Source organism: Bradyrhizobium vignae (genome assembly GCF_900324035.1).
Classification (GTDB): Bacteria; Pseudomonadota; Alphaproteobacteria; order Rhizobiales; family Xanthobacteraceae; genus Bradyrhizobium; species Bradyrhizobium vignae.
In genome coordinates this window covers 3,194,769-3,213,754 of sequence record NZ_LS398110.1, presented here as the reverse complement: position 1 = coordinate 3,213,754, position 18,986 = coordinate 3,194,769, and the positions used below count along the sequence as shown (strand labels likewise).

The window sequence follows — 18,986 nt, the reverse complement described above, 5'->3', positions numbered from 1 at the left end:
GCTAGCCAACCTTCTCGACGAAGACTCGGATGGTGCCGCCGCAGGACAGCCCGACATTCCAGGCGGTCTCATCGGCGACGCCGAACTCAAGCATTTTCGGCTTGCCGCTCTCGATCACGTCCATAGCCTCGGTGACCACGGCGCCTTCGACGCAGCCGCCGGAGACGGAGCCGAGGAAGGTGCCCTCGTCATTGATGACGAGGCTAGAGCCCGCCGGGCGCGGGGCCGAGCCCCAGGTCTCGACGACGGTGGCGAGCGCGACGCCACGGCCGGCCTTCTGCCAGTCCTCCGCCGCCTTCAGAATGTCCTCGTCGCGATCAAGCATGGGGCGCCTCTCAAGCTGCGGAGCGGATCAGGCTGCGGTGATGCGGCGGCAGCGGCTGGGAGAGCGTCGTGATCAGCTCCTGGATCGAACTCAAATTATGTACCGGGCGGAATTCGTCAACGTGGGGAAGCATCATTTTGATGCCCTGGGCCTTGGCCTCGAAGCCGCCGAACCGCAGCAGCGGGTTGAGCCAGATCAGCCGCCGGCAGGACCGGTGCAGCCGGTCCATCTCGAAGGCGAGCTTGGAATCGGCCTCCCGCTCCAGCCCGTCGGAGATCAAGAGCACGATGGCACCCTGGCTCAGCACGCGCCGGGCCCACAATTTGTTGAAGTTGTGCAGCGAGGCCGAGATCCGCGTACCGCCTGCCCAGTCCTCGACTGCGGCCGAGCAACTCGCCAGCGCCTCGTCGGGGTCGCGCTGGCGCAGCGCGCGGGTAACGTTGGTCAGCCGCGTGCCGAACAGGAACACCGAGACGCGTTTTCGTGCATCGGTGATGGCATGCAGGAAATGCAGGAACAGGCGGGTGTACTCACTCATCGAGCCCGAGATATCGAGCAGCGCAACGATCGGCGCCGGCTTCTCGATCCGCCCGAGGTGATGGATGTCGATGATGTCGCCGCCGGTCCGCAAGGAGGCGCGCAGCGTGCGGCGCAGGTCGAGACGCAGGCCCCGCGGATCGGGTCGTTGCCGGCGCGTCAGCAGCTCGGCCTGCGGCAGGTGCATCCGCTCGATGGCGTGCAGCGCCTCGGTGATCTCCGCCGCGGTCATCTGCGCAAAATCCTTTTTCTGAAGGATTTCCTTGTCGGAGACCGACAGGCGCAGGTCCTGCTCCTGGTGCTGCGGCGTCTCGGTCATGCGCGGCTGCAACATCGCCTCCTGGACGCGACGGGCGCCGGCCTGCGGCTTTTTCTTGGCCTGCTCCGGAAGCGGCACCGAATCCAGCATGTGCTTCCACTCTTCGGAGGCCCGGAAGAACAGGTTGAAGGCTTGGCTGAAAATCAGCGCATGCTCGTGGCGCTTGACGAAGATCGCCTCCAGCGTGGTGAAGACATCGGACCGGTTGCCGATGTCGATCACCTGCAGGGCGCTCATGGCATCGATGACGGCGCCCGGACCGACCGGCATGCCGGCCGCACGCAGCGCGCGGGCGAAGCCGACGATGTTGTCGGCGAATTGCCCTGTCTGCTCGGGGGCAAGGTGGTTGATGGCCATGGTCTATCCCCGCTCTGTCATTCCGGGGCGTCGCGAAACGACGAGCCCGGAATCCGGAGGTTGTGGCATGAGATTCCGGGTTCGCGCTTCGCGCGCCCCGGAATGACGCCTAATCGCTCGTCGCTTCCTTCAGCACCTTCTGCAAGGTATCGCCCTGCATGCGGGTGATGTCGTCCTGGTACTTGAGCAGCGCGCCCAGCGTGTCGCCGACCACTTGCGGGGTGAGCGAGCGGGCATCCAACTCCGACAGCGCGGTGGCCCAGTCGATGGTCTCGGCGACCCCAGGCGACTTGTAGAAGTCCTGGTTGCGCAGTGCCTGGACGAAGCGCACCACCTGCTGCGACAGCTTTGCGGAGATGCCGGGCACGCGCGTCTTGACGATCGCAAGCTCGCGCTCGGCGGCAGGATAATCCACCCAGTGATAGAGACAGCGCCGCTTCAGCGCGTCGTGGATCTCGCGGGTGCGGTTGGAGGTGATGATGACGATCGGCGGGTACGGCGCCTTCACGGTGCCGAATTCGGGGATGGTCACCTGGAAGTCACTGAGGATTTCGAGCAGGTAGGCTTCGAACGCCTCGTCGGCGCGGTCGAGCTCGTCGATCAACAGCACCGGCGGGCCGGCGACATCGGGCTCCAGCGCCTGGAGCAGCGGCCGCTTGATCATGTAGCGATCGGCGAAGATGTCGCTCGAAAGCTGCTCGCGATCGGTGTCGCCGGCGGCTTCCGCCATCCGGATCGCGATCATCTGCGCCGCGCTGTTCCATTCGTAGACCGCGGAGGAGACGTCGAGGCCTTCGTAGCACTGCAGGCGGATCAGCTTCCGCCCCAACGCCACCGAGAGCACCTTTGCGATCTCGGTCTTGCCGACTCCGGCCTCGCCTTCCAGGAACAGCGGCCGGCCCATCCGCAGCGACAGATACGTCACCGTCGCCAGCGATCGCTCGGCAAGATAGCCGCGCGACGTCAGGAGTTCGAGCATCGCATCGACCGATGCCGGCAGGGCCGCTAGAGTCATGAAAGGCCAGTCTCGTTTACGCCCTCACCGGGCAAGCCTTGGGCCAATGAGTGAGGCCCATCATTCCTTGGCATTGGCGGCGTCGACGGCGCGCCGCGTCAGAACACCAATGAGATGTGCGCGGTATTCGGCGCTGCCGTGGATATCGCTGTTGAGGCCTTCCGCCGGCACCGTGATGCCTTCCAGCGCCTTCGAGGCGAAGCGCTTCTTCAGGGCCTCCTCGAATGCGGTGACACGGAACACGCCTTCAGACCCGGCGCCGGTGACGGCAACACGCACGTCCGAAGGACGCCGCGCCACGAACACGCCGACCAGCGCGTAGCGCGAGGCCTGGTTGCGGAATTTGACATAGGCCGCTTTCTTCGGCAGCGGGAACATCACCTTGGTGATGATCTCGTCGGCTTCCAGCGCCGTCGTGAACAGACCCTGGAAGAACTCTTCCGCCTTGAGGCGGCGCTTGTTGGTGACGATGGTGGCCCCGAGCGCGAGCACCGCGGCCGGATAGTCGGCGGTCGGATCGTTGTTGGCGAGCGAGCCGCCGATCGTGCCCTTGTGACGCACGGCGGGATCGCCGATTCCGCCGGCAAGGTTCGCCAGCGCGGGGATCGCCTCACCGACGATCGCGGAGGTCGCGACGTCGGCGTGCTTGGCGGTGGCGCCGATCACGAGCGAGCGGCCCTTCATCTCGATCGTGTTGAGCCCCTCGATGTGGGAGAGATCGACCAGATGCGGCGGGCTTGCGAGGCGCTGCTTCATGACGGGAATCAGCGTGTGGCCGCCGGCGATCACCTTGGCGTCTTCGTTCTTCACCAGGAGGTTGGCCGCCTGGCGAACGGTCCCAGGGCGATGATATTTGAATTCGTACATCTGAATGTCCTGATCGCGGGATGCGCGTTACGCGAGATCGGATTTCGCCATGGCCTTGGCGCCGGCGGAGATCGAAGCGACGATGTTCTGATAGCCGGTGCAGCGGCAGAGATTGCCTTCGAGCTCCTCGCGAATTGTATGGTCGTCGAGCTCGTGGCCCTTGCGGTGCACGATGTCGATCGCAGTCATGATCATGCCGGGCGTGCAGAAGCCGCATTGCAGGCCGTGGTGCTCGCGGAAGGCCTCCTGCATCGGATGCAGCGGCGCGCCGTCGGCCGCCAGTCCCTCGATCGTCTTGACCTCGTGACCATCGGCCATCACCGCGAGCGTGGTGCAGGACTTCACGGCCTTGCCGTCGAGATGCACGACACAGGCGCCGCACTGCGAGGTGTCGCAGCCGACATGGGTGCCGGTCAGCCGCAGATTCTCGCGCAGGAACTGCACCAGAAGCGTGCGGGGATCGACATTGGCCGTCACAGGATTGCCGTTCACGATGAGGGAGATTTTTGCCATAAGCACTCTCTATCAGAGCCCCGACGGGTCCCGTCGAAGCCGTTCTTATAATTATTCCAACCCATCATATGGGCCATTGTCGCCTGGGGCAACATCACCCCGGACGCAAGCCGCCATGCCGAAAGGCGATAGGTTTCAGCCCTGTACCGCCTTGGCGAAGTTCGCGAAAAATTCGTCGGCGAGTTTCTTGGCGGTGCCGTTGATGAGGCGTTGGCCGAGCTGCGCCAACTTGCCGCCGATCTGCGCCTCGACGTCGTAGGAGAGCAGCGTGCCGCCGTCCTTCTCGGCGAGCTTGACCGCCGCGCCGCCCTTGGCGAATCCGGCCACCCCGCCCTCGCCCTCACCGGAGATCTTGTAGCCGTTCGGCGGGTCGAGGTCGGACAGCATGACCTTGCCCTTGAAGCGCGCCGACACCGGGCCGACCTTCATTTTTGCCGTCGCGCGAAAGCCGCCGTCGTCAGTCTTCTCGAGCTCCTCGCAGCCGGGGATGCAGGCTTTCAGGACCTCGGGATCGTTGAGCTTGGCCCACACGGCTTCGCGCGGCGCTGCAAGCTGGACTTCGCCGTTCATCGTCATGGCCATGAGGTGCCTCCCGGATCGCGCAACTATAGTGCTGATCAAGTAACGCAGGGACGCGGCAAAGGAAAGGGCGGCGCCAGGTCACGTGCAATGCATATTCGCAACTGCAAAAAGACGTGTACTGGCGGTAGGGGATTGGCACAGCCGGGCCATGATGATTAGGTCGCGCGCAAGATGAGCACATCTCTTTCCCCCCTGCTCGCGCCGATGCTGTCGAGCTCCGCCATGCGCGCGATCTGCGACGATCGGTCTACCCTGCAGAACATGCTCGATTTCGAGGCAGCCTTGGCACGCGCCGAGGCTGCCACCGCCGTGATTCCGGCATCTGCCGTCGGCCCGATCGAGGCCGCGTGCAAGGCCGATTCCTTCGACGTGGCCGCACTGTCCGAGGCCGCGACGCGATCGGGCAATCTCGCGATTCCCCTGGTCAAGGCGCTGACCGCCGATGTCGGCAAGAAAGACGCGGAGGCCGCACGCTACGTGCATTGGGGCGCGACCAGCCAGGACGTCATCGACACCGCAACCATGCTCACGCTTCGCGCCGGTATCGCGGCGCTGGACGCCGACCTCAGCCGCGCCATCAGGGGCTTTGCCGCACTGGCGCGCAGCCATCGCAACACCGCGATGGTGGCGCGGACCTGGCTCCAGCACGCGCTGCCGATGCCGTTCGGGCTGAAGGCGGCGGAATACGCGTCAAGCCTCGCCCGTGCGCGCTGCCGCCTGCGGCGACTCTCCCGCGATGGCCTCGCGCTGCAATTCGGAGGTGCCGCCGGCACGCTCGCCGCGCTCGGGGACAACGGGCTCGCGGTGGCCGAACGGCTGGCGCAAGAGCTCGATCTGCCGCTGCCCGAGGCGCCCTGGCATACCCATCGCGACCGCATCGCCGAGGCTGCATCCTGCTTGGCAATCCTTGCCGGCAGCTGCGGCAAGATCGCACGCGATGTCTCGCTGCTGATGCAGACCGACGTCGCCGAAGCGTTCGAGCCCGCCGGCGAAGGCCGCGGCGGCTCATCGACCATGCCGCACAAGCGCAACCCGGTCGCCGCTGCGAGCGCGCTCGGCGCGGCCACGATGGCGCCGCAGCTCGCCGCGACGATTTTCGCCGCGCAGGTGCAAGACCATGAACGCAGCGCCGGCCCGTGGCACGCGGAATGGCCGACGCTGCCGCAATTGATGCTGGTCACCTCTGGCGCGCTGGCCGCCATCGTCGACATCGCCGAGGGTCTCGAGGTCGATGCGGCGCGCATGCGCAGCAATCTCGATGCGACGCACGGGCTGATCATGGCCGAGGCGGTCACCTTTGCGCTCGCCGAGAAGCTCGGCAAGAGCGCCGCACATCATCTGGTCGAGGCCGCCAGCAAGCGCGCGGTCGCCGAGAAGAAGCATCTGCGCGAGGTGCTGTCAGGCGATTCGCAGGTCACCGCACATCTGCCGCCGGAAAAAATTGCGGCATTGTTCGAGCCGATGGCCTATCAAGGGGCGTCGCAGGCGCTGATCGACCGGCTGCTGGATTCATTGGATCTCTCCTGATGTCATTGCCGGGCTTGACCGGGCAATCCATCATCCTGGATAGATCCACTTTTTAGATGGATACGCGGGTCAAGCCCGCGCATGACGAGGAGCATGCCATGCCCATGATCGATGCCGACGGTTGCCTGCTCAACGTCTCCGTTGAAGGCCGCGATGGCGGCCCGACCCTGATGCTCTCCAACTCGCTCGGCTGCACGCTGCAGATGTGGGAGCCGCAGATGAAGGCACTCACGCAGATGTTCCGCGTCATCCGATACGATCGCCGCGGCCATGGCAAGTCCAACGTTCCGCCCGGCCCCTACACGATGGAGCGATTCGGCCGCGACGTGCTCGCGATCCTCGACGACCTCAACATCGCGAAGGTGCATTGGTGCGGCCTGTCGATGGGCGGCATGGTCGGGCAATGGCTGGGCGCCAACGCCCCTGAAAGGTTCGGCAAGCTCATCCTCGCCAACACCTCCTGCTATTACGCAGAGCCGACCAAATGGCTGGAGCGCATCGACGCCGTGAAGAAGGGCGGAATCGCAGCGGTGGCCGATGCCGTGATCGCTGGCTGGCTCACCCAGGACTTCCGCGAGCGCGAGCCTGAGATCACTGCGAAGATGAAATCGATGCTGCTGGCCTCTCCCGTCGAGGGCTATCTCGCCTGCTGCGAGGCCCTTTCAACGCTCGACCAGCGCGCGCTGCTGCCGAAGATCAAGAGCCCGACGCTGGTGATCGCCGGCCGCCACGACATGGCGACGCCGATCTCGGCGGCCGAGCTGATCCGCGCGAACATTCCCGGCGCCAGCATGACCATCATCGACGCCGCGCACATTTCCAACGTCGAGCAGCCGCACGCATTCACGGATGCGGTGGTGGGCTTTTTGACGCAGCGCTAGCCACAGCCGTCATTGCGAGCGCAGCGAAGCAAATCCAGAAAATCCCTCCGCGGTGACAGACTGGATTGCTCACATGGGGATTTGGTGTGTCAAGGCGGTTTGTTCAGCTTTTTGTTCGATTGCAGGCCGGCTCTTCGTCCCGACCGTGGAGCACGTAGGATGGCGCGCGCAGATCGAGTCAAGGTCGGCCCGTAGGGCCGTCGCGAAGCGACTTGGCCTTGACTCGAGCGAGCACGCCATCAGGCTTTGGCAGTCGGGGCAGCGGGCGGATAACTCCTTTTCGTCAGGCGATCCAAGGGTCGAGCCGGTTTTTGCAATCTGGTTTGCTTGCCAGATCAAACTCACATTCGGTCGCCGCGCGGCGGCGGCTGCACCAACATTCCGCTTGCGGCGGGCAGGCTCGAGAGGACGAGACCATTCTTCGTTACGGCGTTTGAAGCCATGCAATCCATCGGTTCGTCCACCCGGATCGGCCGAGGCTGATCAATCTCGGCGGATTGGCTTTGAGGCTGAGGAGCGTGGTGTCAGGCGGCGGCCTTTATCTCGGCTCCCTCGATCACCACGCCCGCGGTCACGTACTTCCAGAGGGCCACGAGCAGCTTGCGCGCGAGCGCCACGATCGCGCGCTTGCGGCCGCGTTGGCTGTGCACCTTGAACCACTGGGTCAAAGCCGATTGAGGCTGGTGGCGTACCCAGAGCCAGGCGAGCTGGATCATCGTGGTTCTCAGGCGCGGATTGCCAGCCTTCGACACGCCTTGCTCGCGCTCGATGCCGCCACTGCGCCATGGCGTGGCTGCAAGGCCGGCATAGGATGCAATCTGGCGGCGGTTGGCGAACTGCCGGTAAAAGGCCTCCGACCAGAGAACGGCCGTGAAGTTCGGGCCCAGGCTCTTCAGTTCGAGCAGCATTGCCACCGGGTTCGATACGGTCTTCTCCCCCGCCGCCTTGCTCGCGGCCAGCAACGCATCCTGCTCGCGCTCCACCGCCGTGATCTGGTCGAGCAGCAGTTCGAGCCGGTCGAGTTCGCGGCTGATCTGCGCCTTCAGATGCGCCAGCAAGGCGCGCCCGTCGCCCGTCCGCAAGGCCTCCAGCCGCTTCCGCCGGTCTCGCCGCAGCGGCGCGTAGTCGAAGATCCCTTGCGCGAACAGAAGACCCTTGATCCGGTTCACATGCTCGATCCGCTCCGCGATCAAGGTCTCTCGCTCGCGGCACAGCCTACGGCGGTCCTCCTCTGCCGGAGAGGGCGCAACGACCATGGCGCAGACCCGTACCTCGCCGCGCTTGTAGGCCAGCAGCGTCCGCAACAGCGTCTCGCCATCCAGCCGGTCCGTCTTGGCCCGCCGGCGCCGGCGCGGCGTCGCAATCGAGGCCGGATCGACTACGTGGCTCTCGATGCCTTCCTGCTGCAGGGCGCGGTGAAGCCAGAACCCGTCCAGCCCCGCCTCCTGGATCGTGATGATCGGATAGCTCTCACCCGTTCGCGCCTGCGCCTTGCGCTTCAGCTCCGCAAACAGCTTCAACAGTTCCGAAAGGTCGCCGGCCTTCATGCTGCGTTTGGACATCTTCTCGCCCTTGCAGGGCGACAGCGAAGTGACCAGCCATGTCGAACGGCTCAGTTCCAATGACACAAAAATTGCGCCAAACTGCGTGCGGATAGCGGCCAGTCCGTCGGAAGGATGATCGAGCAACATCGTCGTCTCCAGGTTGAATGGATTCAGCAACCCTCAGTCTGGCCTCAGACCTGGTCGCTATCCACTCCCCATGGAATCTTCGCTGCGCTCGCAATGACGAAAAAGGAGGACGCCATGGACGACCAGAAGCGCCGCGATGCCGGCATGAACGTGCGCCGCAAAGTGCTGGGCAATGCCTGGGTCGACAAGTCGATCGCGAACCGCAATGCCTTCAACACCGATTTCCAGGACCTGATCACGCGCTATGCCTGGGGCGAGATCTGGACCCGGCCGCATTTCGACGAGCGCACGCGACGGGTGCTGGTGATCGGCACCATGGTCGCGCTCGGACAATGGGACGAATTCCGTCTGCACGTGCGTGCGGCGCTCGCCGAGGGCGGCTTCACGCCCGACGATATCAAGGAGATCCTGCTCCAGCAGGCGATTTATTGCGGCGTGCCGGCGGTGAACCACGCCGTCAAGGAAGCCTCAGCGATTGTGCAGGAGCTCGGCCTGCTCAAGACCTAGCGGTGCGGCAATCTCTGCCGTCTTGGGCGCGGCCGCCGGCTTCTCGATCACCACCACGATGGCGGCACCGAGCAAAAGCAGCAGCTCGGTCGCGTGCAGCCGGAGCGCGGCCATCTCGCCGACCTTCGAGGCCATCACCATGCTGGCGAACGAGATCAGGCTGCCGATCGCCAGCGCAATGCCGAGCGCCTCGTCGCTGCCGCCGTTCTTGCGGGTTCGGGCGACGCAGAGCTGCGCGAGGTGGATCGCGAAAAACGCCACCACCGTCAGCCGTCCGAGCGCCAACAGCCAGGCGGCACGCACCGTATCCATCCCCGCCATCTGCAGATGGTCGCTCAGGAAGAGCGCCACGGCGACGCTCGGCCGCTCGTAGAGGCCGTGCACCGGTGCAACGAAGATGTTGAAGGCGACCAGGGCCCAGGCCGGGATGAAATAAACCGCCAGCAGCGCGCCGTTGACCGAACCGATCCGCCAATTCCTGAACATGCCGCTTCCCGCTTGGTTTGCCGAGGCCTTCGACGGAAGGCAGCGGCTTTGCCGGAGCTAACTCGCATCGGACTGTGGCGGCAATTTAAACCCTTTGTTTACCTTAACTGCCCTCCACGGCCTCCCTCATTCCGGGGCAATGCGCAGCATTGAACTATGGTGCGCAGTTGCGCACCTTGGAATCTCGAGATTCCGGGTTCGGCTCTTCGAGCCCCGGAATGACGGAGTAAGGCGCAAAAAAGGCCCCGCCTCTCGGCAGGGCCTCCTTCACGCCTGGGCTCCCAGGCTCGTTATTCCTGACCGCGCTGGCCGCCCTGCTGCTGGCCGGGACGATCGCCCTGGCGCATCGGATCCTGCTGCTGCTGTCCGGGTTTGTGGCCGCCACCCTGCTGCGGTTGCGGGTTGCGCTGCCCGGGGTTCTGACTCTGCTGACCCGGATTCTGGTTCTGCTGCTTCGTCATTCGGGGAAACTCCCTTGTTGGACGTCAGGGCAAGATAACGGCCAGCACTCACTTTGGTTGCCCCGGAACCGGTTCCGTTCACGTCCGGAACCCGAGCAAAATGATCTCTGTACAAGCCTTTGTACCGAGACTTGGCCAGTTGCGGCCGCCAGTTCCCTCCTGTTACAAAACGGGAAGAACGCTCAAGGGCTGCCGGGGCCCAAGAACTCTGCAAGAGCTCCCTTTGAGCCGCGACAAGTTTGGGTAACGGCAGCTTATGGATTATTTCGCCCAGCAGCTCATCAATGGCCTCGTGCTCGGCTCGATCTACGGCCTGATCGCGATCGGCTACACGATGGTCTACGGCATCGTCGGCATGATCAACTTCGCCCATGGCGACATCTTCATGATCGGCGGCTTCATCGCCCTCATCACCTTCCTGATCCTGATCTCGCTCGGCCTCACGGCCATTCCCGTGATCCTGCTCGTCGTGCTGCTAGTGTCGATGGCGATCACGGCACTCTATGGCTGGACCATCGAGCGCATCGCATACCGGCCGCTGCGTCATTCCTTCCGCCTCGCCCCGATGCTGTCGGCGATCGGCATGTCGTTCGTTCTGACCAATTATTCGCAAGTTGCGCAAGGCGCCCGCGTCAAGCCGATCCCGCCCTTCATCACCGGCGGCTACACATTGCATGAGAGCCCGGATGGGTTCGTGATCCAGCTCTCCAACATCCAGATCATGGTGGTCATCACCACCATCGTGCTGCTGGTGATCTTCAATTGGCTGGTCTCGCGCACCCGGCTCGGGCGCGACATGCGCGCCTGCGAGCAGGACCAGACAATGGCGGCGCTGCTCGGCGTCGACGTCGACCGCACCATCTCCATGACTTTCGTGATCGGCGCCGCCCTCGCTGCGGTCGCGGGCCTGATGTACCTGCTCTATTACGGCCTTGTCGATTTCTTCATGGGCTTCGTCGCCGGCATCAAGGCCTTCACCGCGGCCGTGCTCGGCGGCATCGGCTCGCTGCCGGGGGCCATGCTCGGGGGGCTCGCGATCGGCCTGATCGAGACGTTCTGGTCGGCCTATTTCTCGGTCGAATACAAGGACGTCGCGGCGTTCTCGATCCTGATCGTCGTGCTGATCTTCATGCCGACCGGCCTGCTCGGCCGTCCCGAAGTCGAAAAAGTCTGACGGACCGGCCGCGTGACAGCTCCCTCGACCAATACGGCCAAACCTGCAACGGGCATCCTCGCCCTCCTCAAAACCGCCTTCATCAACGCCCTCGTCGCGCTGGTGCTGTTCTCGCTGATGGTCGGCATCCGCACCGAGGCAGGCTCCTCCGGCCAGCTCACCTACTGGACCCGATTCGGCGAGCTCGCCTCCCTGGTCGCGATCGTGTTCGGCGGCTCGATCGTGATCGAGCTGCTGCGGCAATGGATCGGTCCGACTGGCGCCGAGAAGCTGGTGCCGCCAGCACTGCAGAGCGGCATGTCCTTGATCGGCCGCTATCTCACGCCGGCGCTACTGATCTTCACGCTGCTGGTGCCCGTGATCTTCTATGACCAGCGCTACATCCTCGATCTCGCGATCCTCGTGCTCACCTATGTGATGCTGGGCTGGGGCTTGAACGTCGTGGTCGGGCTCGCCGGCCTGCTCGATCTCGGCTACGTCGCCTTTTATGCGGTCGGTGCCTATTCCTACGGACTGCTCGCCACCAATTTCGGCTGGTCGTTCTGGATCTGCCTGCCGCTCGCCGGCATCCTCGCCGCGTTCTGGGGCGTGCTGCTCGGCTTCCCCGTGCTGCGCCTGCGCGGCGACTATCTCGCCATCGTGACGCTCGCCTTCGGCGAGATCATCCGCCTCGTCATCATCAACTGGCAGGAGCTCACCGGCGGCCCGAACGGCGTCTCCGGCATTCCCCGCCCCACCTTCTTCGGCATCCCGCTCGACAACAGCGATGAAGGGTTTGCCGCCAGGCTCGGCATCGAGTACTCGCCGACCCACCGCATCGTCTTCCTGTTCTACCTGATCCTGGCGCTTGCGCTCCTCACCAACTGGGTGACGATCCGCCTGCGCCGCCTGCCGATCGGGCGGGCATGGGAGGCCTTGCGCGAGGACGAGGTCGCCTGCCGCGCGCTCGGCATCAACACCACGACCACCAAGCTCACGGCGTTCGCGACCGGCGCCATGTTCGGCGGCTTCGCCGGTGCGTTCTTCGCCACCCGCCAGGGCTTCATCAGCCCGGAATCCTTCACTTTCCAGGAATCGGCGCTGGTGCTCGCGATCGTCGTTCTCGGCGGCATGGGCTCGCAGCTCGGCGTCGCACTTGCCGCGCTCGCCATGATCGGCGGCTTCGAGCTGTTCCGCGGCCTCGAGACCTATCGCATGCTCGTGTTCGGCATGGCGATGGTGCTGATCATGATCTGGCGGCCGCGCGGCCTGATCGGCCATCGCGCGCCGACGGTGTTTCTGACCAAGGCGCAGGCGATCTCCTCCGACCTCGTCAAGGAAGGGCACGGATGAGCGGCGACAAGATTCTCACCGTCGACCGGCTCACCATGCGCTTCGGCGGCATCGTCGCCGTGCAGGACCTCTCCTTCGACGCCGAGCGGAAGAAGATCACCGCCCTGATCGGGCCGAACGGCGCCGGCAAGACCACGGTCTTCAACTGCATCACCGGTTTTTACAAGCCGAGCGGCGGCGCCATTCGCCTCGCCCATGACGACGGCAGAGTGATCGCGCTGGAGCGGCTGAACGATTTCCGCATCGCCAAGCAGGCCAAGGTGGCGCGCACGTTCCAGAACATCCGCCTGTTTCCCGGCATGACCGCGCTGGAGAACCTGATGGTGGCGCAGCACAACGCGCTGATGCGCGCCTCCGGCTTCACCTTGCTCGGCCTTGTCGGCGCCCCCGGCTACCGCGACGCCGAAAAGCGCGCGATCGATCTCGCCACCGACTGGCTCAGGCGGGTCAACCTGCTCGACCGCGCCGACGACGCCGCCGGCAATTTCGCCTATGGCGACCAGCGCCGGTTGGAAATCGCGCGCGCAATGTGCACCGAGCCCGCCCTGTTGTGCCTGGACGAACCCGCAGCCGGCCTCAATGCGCGCGAGAGCGCGGCCTTGAGCGAGCTCCTGCTCTCGATCCGGAACGAGCTCGGCACCTCGATCCTGCTGATCGAGCACGACATGTCGGTGGTGATGGAGATCTCCGACCACATCGTGGTGATGGACCATGGCGTGAAGATCGCGGAAGGCACGCCGCGCGAGGTCCGCGACGATCCCAAGGTGATCGCCGCCTATCTCGGCGCCGACGAGGAAGAGGCCGTAGCCGTGATGGAGAGTGGGACGTGACATCGGCGCCCACTCCCCTGCTCGCGATCCGGGGCCTTCGCGCCGCCTACGGCAAGATCGAGGCGCTGAAGGGCGTCGATGTCGAGATCAATGCCGGCGAGATCGTAGCCCTGATTGGCGCCAACGGCGCCGGCAAGTCGACGCTGATGATGACGATCTTCGGCAAGCCGCGCGCCCGCGCCGGCCAGATCCTCTTCGAAGGCCGCGACATCACCGACGTGCCTACCCACGAGATTGCGCATTTGCGCATCGCGCAATCGCCGGAAGGCCGCCGCATCTTCCCGCGCATGAGCGTTGCGGAGAACCTTCAGATGGGGGCGGACTCCACCGAATGCAGCGATGCCGAACGCGAGGCGATGCTGCAACGCGTGTTCACGCTGTTTCCGCGGCTGAAGGAACGCTATGCCCAGCGCGGTGGAACCCTGTCCGGCGGCGAGCAGCAGATGCTGGCAATCGGCCGCGCGCTGATGAGCCGCCCCCGCCTGCTCCTGCTCGACGAACCCTCGCTCGGGCTGGCACCGCTGATCGCACGCCAGATTTTCGATGCGATCCGCACCCTGAACCGGCAGGACGGCCTGACCGTCCTGATCGTCGAGCAGAACGCCAACCATGCGCTCAAGCTCGCCCATCGCGGCTATGTCATGGTCAATGGCCTGATCACGCTGGCGGGGACCGGCGCCGAGCTGCTGCAGCGCCCCGAGATTCGCGCCGCCTATCTGGAAGGCGGCCGGCACGGCTGAGTCCGGCCATCTGCGGCGCAATGTGGCGAGATATCTCCGCCAATGCCCGTATTTTGCCGGTGACTTCTCCTCGGATTCATTCAAGAATGGCGGCGGTTTGAACCGGGCATTCCCGGCAACTTCCACAGGCGACCACCCGCGAGGTATCTCATGAAATCACTGAAGCTCATCGGTCTGGCATTCGGCGCATCGATCGCGCTGTCGAGCGCGGCATTCGCGCAGGATGTCACCGTCGCAGTCGCAGGCCCGATGACGGGCGGCGAGTCCGCCTTCGGCCGCCAGATGAAGAACGGCGCCGAGATGGCCGTGGCCGATATCAATGCCGCCGGCGGCCTCAACGGCAAGAAGCTCGCGCTCTCCATCGAAGACGACGCTTGCGACCCCAAGCAGGCGCGCTCGATCGCCGAAAAGATCGCCGGCGCGAAAATCCCGTTCGTGGCCGGGCACTACTGCTCGTCATCGTCGATCCCGGCCTCGGAAGCCTATGCCGACGGCAACGTGCTCCAGATCACGCCGGCCTCGACCAACCCGCTGTTCACCGAGCGCAAGCTCTGGAACGTGGCTCGCGTCTGCGGCCGTGACGATCAGCAGGGCCTGATCGCCGCGCAGTACATCGCCAAGAACTTCAAGGGCAAGAACATCGCCATCCTCAACGACAAGACCACCTACGGCAAGGGTCTTGCCGACGAGACCAAGAAGGCACTCAACAAGGCCGGCATCACCGAGAAGATGTACGAGTCCTACAACAAGGGCGACAAGGACTTCAACGCGATCGTCTCGCGCCTGAAGCGCGACAACATCGACCTCGTCTATGTCGGCGGCTATCATCAGGAGAGCGGCCTGATCCTGCGCCAGATGCGCGACCAGGGCCTCAAGACCGTGCTGATGGCGGGCGACGCACTGGCCGACAAGGAGTACGCCTCCATCACCGGCCCTGCCGGCGAGGGCACGCTGTTCACCTTCGGCCCCGACCCGCGCAACAAGCCGACCGCGAAGAAGATCGTCGAGGCTTTCAAGGCGAAGGGCATCGATCCCGAGGGCTACACGCTCTACACCTACGCAGCGATGCAGGTGTGGTCGCAGGCGGCCAAGAAGGCGGGCACCACCGACGCCAAGAAGGTCATGGCGGCGATGAAGGCCGGCAAGTGGGACACCGTGATCGGCCCGATCGAGTATGACGCCAAGGGCGACATCAAGCAGATCGACTACGTCGTCTACAAGTGGGACGCCAAGGGCGGCTACGCCGAGATCGCGGGCAGCGGCACCTAGCCGCTGGCCTGGACCTCAATCCCCTCAATCATCACCGCGCCCCGGGCTTACCCCGGGGCGTTTCTTCTTGCGGCAGGGATCAGACGACTGCGGGCAGCTCGCCGGCCGCGGCCTGGGCCTTCCGCAATGCTTGCAGGAGATCGTTCGGCCGAAACGGCTTTTGCAGGCAGACTACGTTGGCGAGGAGGGGCGATTGGTCCATGAAATCGAGCGCCGTCATCCCGGACACCGCAATGACGGGGAGCGCCGGGGCGCGCTCGCGCAGGGTCGCAATGACGTCGACGCCGCTGGCGTCGCCGAGGAAGATGTCGACGATCGCCGCGTCGAAGGAGCTTTCCGCGAAGGCCTTCAGTCCGGCTGCGCCGCTCTCGGCCTCCTCGACCTCGAAACGATTGACCCGAAGCACCATCGCCATCATCGTGCGGACGCCCTTCTGGTCATCGATGATGAGGACGCGAGGCATTGGGAACAACTCCCGATGTTGATCAAATCGCCTGATCCAGCCTGGAACCCGCCGCGGCAGAGTGGCATTATGGCACCGTCCCAGTAAAGCGCGTCTTACCTGCCCTAATTCCGTGTTCCCACCGAAATTAAGTAAGCTGTAACCTTTGGTTGAGTCGTAACCGGGTTCCTTCACAAGCTGCGTCCAGAACCCGCTACCATGACGGAACTGCCGACCGAATGAGACCAGCGGAGATGCTCAAGACCCTGCTCAAGACGGACCCGCGAGAGGTGGACGTGCCTGCGACGATCGACCGAAGCACATTTCTTTCGACCCTGCCGGCCACTTCGACCGACCGCAGCGCAGCATTGACGATTGTCGGCGTGTCCTCCCTCCTGTTCGCAGCGGCCGCGCCGTTCGCCGGTACCCCGCTGCAGCCGGTCCCGGCCTTCGTCGCGAGTTATCAATCGGCGCTTGCCGTAAGCGACATCGTCACGGCAGTGCTGCTGCTGTCGCAATTTGCGGTCATGCGGACCCGCGCACTGCTGTGGCTCGCGACCGGCTATCTCTTCACCGCCGCTGCCGCCCTGGTTCACGCCCTCACCTTCCCCGGACTGTTCGCACCAAGCGGGCTCTTTGGCGCGGGCCGGCAGACCACGGTCTGGCTCTACATGATCTGGCATGCCGGTTTTCCGTTGTGCGTGATGGGTTACGCCTGGCTGAAGGACAAGGACGGTGGTCCGCAGATTCGCGGTCCGGCAAGCAGTGCGATTTCAGCCAGCGTGCTCGGCGTCATCGCCGCGATCGCCGTCTTCGCCTGGATCGTGACTGCACAGCACGATCTGTTGCCGGTCCTGTTGCGCGACGGTCACTACACGGCGACCATGATTGGGGTCGTGTCCTTCGTGTGGTCGCTCAGCTTCGCCGCGCTGGTCTCGCTCTGGTTCCGCAGGCCGCATACGGTGATCGACGTCTGGCTCATGGTGGTCATGTGCGCCTGGCTGTTCGACATCGCGCTGTCGGCGATCGTCAACGTCGCGCGCTTCGATCTCGGCTTCTACGCCGGCCGGCTCTACGGCCTCGCCGCGGCGACCTTGGTGCTCGCGGTGCTTCTCATCGAGAACGTCCGCCTTCAGGCGCATACGGTCGGCCTCGTCGGGAGGCTGCGCCAGCAATCGGCCTCGGAACGCGATTACTACGGCAAGCGCCTCGCGCTGTACGGCGCAGTGGTCGAGTCGTCCAATGACGCCATCATCACGAAAACGCTCGACGGTATCATCACCGGCTGGAACAAGGCCGCCGAACATCTGTTCGGCTATTCCGCAGCGGAGGCGGTCGGCAAGCCGATCGACATCATCGTGCCGCCGGATCGCAAGAGCGAAGTCAGGAGCATTCTCAACCGGGTCGCCAGCAACGAATCGATCGCCCAGCACGAGACGGTTCGTCTCCGGAAAGACGGCCGCCCGCTCGACGTCGTTCTGAACATTTCACCGCTGCGGACCGACACGGGAGAGATCATCGGCGTCTCCAAGATCGCCCATGACATCACCGAAGAGAAACAGGCGAGAGAGAAGCTGCGCCGCGAAACCGAAGAGCGCCAGCGCATCTTCGAGACATCGCAGGACCTGATCCTGGTCACCGACGGCTATGGCAATTTCGTCCAGGTCAGCCCGAGCGTGAAGAACATCCTCGGCTACAGCCCCGAGGACATGGTCGGGCACAGCGCGACCGAGTTCATCCACCCCGACGATCTCGAGAAGACCCGGAACGAGATGCGCGCAGCCCGTCGTGGCGCGGTCAAGCGCAGTTTCGAGGCGCGCTACTACCACTACGATGGTCACGAGGTCACGCTGAACTGGATGGGCACCTGGTCGGAGCCGGTGAAGCGCCACTACTTCATCGGCCGTGACCTCACCGACAAGCAGGCCGCCGAAGCGCAGCTCCGGCAGGTCCAGAAGATGGACTCCATCGGCCAGTTGACCGGCGGCGTCGCCCACGACTTCAACAACGTGCTGACCGTCATCACGGGCACGATCGGCATTCTCAGCGACGCGGTCGCCGACCGGCCCGAGCTTGCCGCCATCACCAAGCTGATCGACGATGCCGCCGAGCGCGGCGCGCAGCTGACCAAGCACCTGCTCGCCTTCGCGCGCAAGCAGCCGCTGCAGCCGCGCGAGATCGACGTCAACGCGCTGGTGCTCGAAGCCGCCAAGCTGCTGCATCCCACCCTCGGCGAGCAGATCGCCATCATGCCGCAGCTCACCGAGGATGCCTGGCCGACGCTGGTCGATCCGGGCCAGCTGTCCACCGCGATCCTCAATCTCGCGCTGAATGCGCGCGACGCCATGCCGGACGGCGGCACCCTGGTGCTGGAGACCCGCAACATCTTCCTCGACGACGGCTATGCCAGCATGAATCTCGATGTCGTGGCCGGCAATTACGTGATGATCGCGGTCAGCGATACCGGCAGCGGAATCCCTGCGGAGCTGATCGACCGGGTCTTTGATCCCTTCTTCACCACCAAGGAGGTCGGTAAGGGCACTGGCCTCGGCCTCAGCATGGTGTTCGGCTTCGTCAAGCAGTCGGGCGGCCACATCAAGATCTACAGCGAGGAAGGGCACGGCACGAGCGTGAAGATCTACCTGCCGCGCTCGACCGGAGTGCAGGAGACCGAGTTCGAGGCGCTCCAGAACGCGCCCATCACCGGCGGCAATGAGAAGATCCTGATCGTCGAGGACGACGCGCTGGTGCGGCAGTATGTCTTGACGCAGGTCAAGAGCCTCGGCTATACCGCGCTCGAGGCCGCCAACGGCGCCGAGGCGCTCAAGATCATCGACAGCGACGAGACCATCGACCTGCTCTTCACCGACGTCATCATGCCCGGCAACATGAACGGCCGCCAGCTTGCTGACGAAGCGGCCCGGCGCCGCCCCGACCTGAAGACGTTGTTCACCTCGGGCTACACCGAAAACGCCATCGTCCATCACGGCCGGCTGGATTCCGGCGTGCTGCTATTGGCAAAACCGTACCGCAAGTCCGAGCTGGCCAAGATGCTGAGGACCGCGCTCGCCAGTTGAGCCTGCGGCATCGCTGCGCTATCGCAGATCGCGAATTGCTCTCAACGACGAGGG

At 64.6% G+C, this 18,986-nt stretch carries 19 protein-coding genes; 9 read left to right on the top strand and 10 right to left on the bottom strand.

The features are described 5' to 3' along the window. Nucleotide 1: 1 nt before the first annotated feature. From BRAD3257_RS15430 to BRAD3257_RS15405, 6 genes are all read right to left on the bottom strand, one after another. Nucleotides 2–325 carry an XdhC family protein gene (locus tag BRAD3257_RS15430; protein ID WP_008564652.1) on the bottom strand — a complete coding sequence of 108 codons (324 nt, stop codon included), beginning with the start codon at nucleotides 323–325 and terminating at the stop codon, nucleotides 2–4. 10 nt (nucleotides 326–335) lie between these two features. Then, nucleotides 336–1,538 (bottom strand): vWA domain-containing protein, encoded by a 1,203-nt coding sequence (locus BRAD3257_RS15425; RefSeq protein WP_122402530.1) that lies wholly within the window; start codon nucleotides 1,536–1,538, stop codon nucleotides 336–338. A gap of 109 nt (nucleotides 1,539–1,647) precedes the next feature. Then, on the bottom strand, nucleotides 1,648–2,553 hold the full coding sequence (locus tag BRAD3257_RS15420) for an AAA family ATPase (protein ID WP_122402529.1): 906 nt from the start codon (nucleotides 2,551–2,553) through the stop codon (nucleotides 1,648–1,650). A gap of 60 nt (nucleotides 2,554–2,613) precedes the next feature. Continuing rightward, a complete protein-coding gene (locus BRAD3257_RS15415) occupies nucleotides 2,614–3,420 on the bottom strand; it encodes an FAD binding domain-containing protein (RefSeq protein WP_122402528.1) in 807 nt (268 codons plus the stop codon). A gap of 27 nt (nucleotides 3,421–3,447) precedes the next feature. After that, entirely contained in the window at nucleotides 3,448–3,933 is a 486-nt protein-coding gene (locus BRAD3257_RS15410; RefSeq protein WP_014494194.1) for a (2Fe-2S)-binding protein, read from the bottom strand. A 135-nt stretch (nucleotides 3,934–4,068) separates the two neighbouring features. Further along, nucleotides 4,069–4,515 carry an SRPBCC family protein gene (locus tag BRAD3257_RS15405; RefSeq protein ID WP_018645847.1) on the bottom strand — a complete coding sequence of 149 codons (447 nt, stop codon included), beginning with the start codon at nucleotides 4,513–4,515 and terminating at the stop codon, nucleotides 4,069–4,071. A 171-nt stretch (nucleotides 4,516–4,686) separates the two neighbouring features. Here BRAD3257_RS15405 and BRAD3257_RS15400 point away from each other — a divergent pair, with 171 nt between their 5' ends. Together BRAD3257_RS15400 and pcaD are read left to right on the top strand one after the other, a co-directional pair. Continuing rightward, nucleotides 4,687–6,042: a 3-carboxy-cis,cis-muconate cycloisomerase gene (locus tag BRAD3257_RS15400; RefSeq protein ID WP_122402527.1), complete on the top strand. Its 1,356-nt coding sequence runs from the start codon at nucleotides 4,687–4,689 to the stop codon at nucleotides 6,040–6,042. Nucleotides 6,043–6,140: 98 nt separating this feature from the next. Further along, nucleotides 6,141–6,923, top strand: coding sequence for a 3-oxoadipate enol-lactonase (gene pcaD, locus BRAD3257_RS15395; protein WP_122406584.1), 783 nt, complete (start codon nucleotides 6,141–6,143; stop codon nucleotides 6,921–6,923). Nucleotides 6,924–7,447: 524 nt separating this feature from the next. On the opposite strand, the gene BRAD3257_RS15390 is transcribed toward pcaD, so the two are convergent. Beyond that, the gene (locus BRAD3257_RS15390; RefSeq protein ID WP_122406408.1) at nucleotides 7,448–8,614 is read right to left on the bottom strand and encodes an IS110 family RNA-guided transposase; all 1,167 of its coding nucleotides are present in this window, start codon (nucleotides 8,612–8,614) and stop codon (nucleotides 7,448–7,450) included. A 114-nt stretch (nucleotides 8,615–8,728) separates the two neighbouring features. Between BRAD3257_RS15390 and BRAD3257_RS15385 the strand changes: the two genes are divergently transcribed. Then, nucleotides 8,729–9,121 (top strand): carboxymuconolactone decarboxylase family protein, encoded by a 393-nt coding sequence (locus tag BRAD3257_RS15385; protein ID WP_122406583.1) that lies wholly within the window; start codon nucleotides 8,729–8,731, stop codon nucleotides 9,119–9,121. Here the strand turns inward: BRAD3257_RS15385 and BRAD3257_RS15380 are convergent. Then, nucleotides 9,083–9,607 carry a hypothetical protein gene (locus BRAD3257_RS15380; RefSeq protein ID WP_122402526.1) on the bottom strand — a complete coding sequence of 175 codons (525 nt, stop codon included), beginning with the start codon at nucleotides 9,605–9,607 and terminating at the stop codon, nucleotides 9,083–9,085. The genes BRAD3257_RS15385 and BRAD3257_RS15380 overlap by 39 nt on opposite strands. 290 nt (nucleotides 9,608–9,897) lie before the next feature. Next, nucleotides 9,898–10,068 carry a hypothetical protein gene (locus BRAD3257_RS40310; RefSeq protein WP_174221573.1) on the bottom strand — a complete coding sequence of 57 codons (171 nt, stop codon included), beginning with the start codon at nucleotides 10,066–10,068 and terminating at the stop codon, nucleotides 9,898–9,900. 256 nt (nucleotides 10,069–10,324) lie between these two features. Here BRAD3257_RS40310 and BRAD3257_RS15370 point away from each other — a divergent pair, with 256 nt between their 5' ends. The 5 genes from BRAD3257_RS15370 to BRAD3257_RS15350 all read left to right on the top strand — a co-directional run bounded on the left by BRAD3257_RS15370 (nucleotide 10,325) and on the right by BRAD3257_RS15350 (nucleotide 15,413). Then, nucleotides 10,325–11,242, top strand: a complete 918-nt coding sequence (locus BRAD3257_RS15370) for an ABC transporter permease subunit (RefSeq protein ID WP_122402525.1) — start codon at nucleotides 10,325–10,327, stop codon at nucleotides 11,240–11,242. A gap of 12 nt (nucleotides 11,243–11,254) precedes the next feature. After that, the gene (gene livM, locus BRAD3257_RS15365; protein ID WP_122402524.1) at nucleotides 11,255–12,574 is read left to right on the top strand and encodes a high-affinity branched-chain amino acid ABC transporter permease LivM; all 1,320 of its coding nucleotides are present in this window, start codon (nucleotides 11,255–11,257) and stop codon (nucleotides 12,572–12,574) included. Beyond that, on the top strand, nucleotides 12,571–13,404 hold the full coding sequence (locus tag BRAD3257_RS15360; protein WP_122402523.1) for an ABC transporter ATP-binding protein: 834 nt from the start codon (nucleotides 12,571–12,573) through the stop codon (nucleotides 13,402–13,404). Before livM ends, BRAD3257_RS15360 begins: the two co-directional genes overlap by 4 nt. Next, nucleotides 13,401–14,144 (top strand): ABC transporter ATP-binding protein, encoded by a 744-nt coding sequence (locus tag BRAD3257_RS15355; protein ID WP_122402522.1) that lies wholly within the window; start codon nucleotides 13,401–13,403, stop codon nucleotides 14,142–14,144. The genes BRAD3257_RS15360 and BRAD3257_RS15355 overlap by 4 nt, the downstream gene beginning before the upstream one ends. Nucleotides 14,145–14,294: 150 nt before the next feature. Further along, nucleotides 14,295–15,413: a branched-chain amino acid ABC transporter substrate-binding protein gene (locus BRAD3257_RS15350; RefSeq protein WP_122402521.1), complete on the top strand. Its 1,119-nt coding sequence runs from the start codon at nucleotides 14,295–14,297 to the stop codon at nucleotides 15,411–15,413. A 79-nt stretch (nucleotides 15,414–15,492) separates the two neighbouring features. On the opposite strand, the gene BRAD3257_RS15345 is transcribed toward BRAD3257_RS15350, so the two are convergent. After that, nucleotides 15,493–15,876, bottom strand: a complete 384-nt coding sequence (locus BRAD3257_RS15345; protein WP_122402520.1) for a response regulator — start codon at nucleotides 15,874–15,876, stop codon at nucleotides 15,493–15,495. Between the two features lie 233 nt (nucleotides 15,877–16,109). Here BRAD3257_RS15345 and BRAD3257_RS15340 point away from each other — a divergent pair, with 233 nt between their 5' ends. After that, on the top strand, nucleotides 16,110–18,932 hold the full coding sequence (locus BRAD3257_RS15340) for a PAS domain S-box protein (protein ID WP_430648825.1): 2,823 nt from the start codon (nucleotides 16,110–16,112) through the stop codon (nucleotides 18,930–18,932). Nucleotides 18,933–18,986 lie beyond the last annotated feature (54 nt).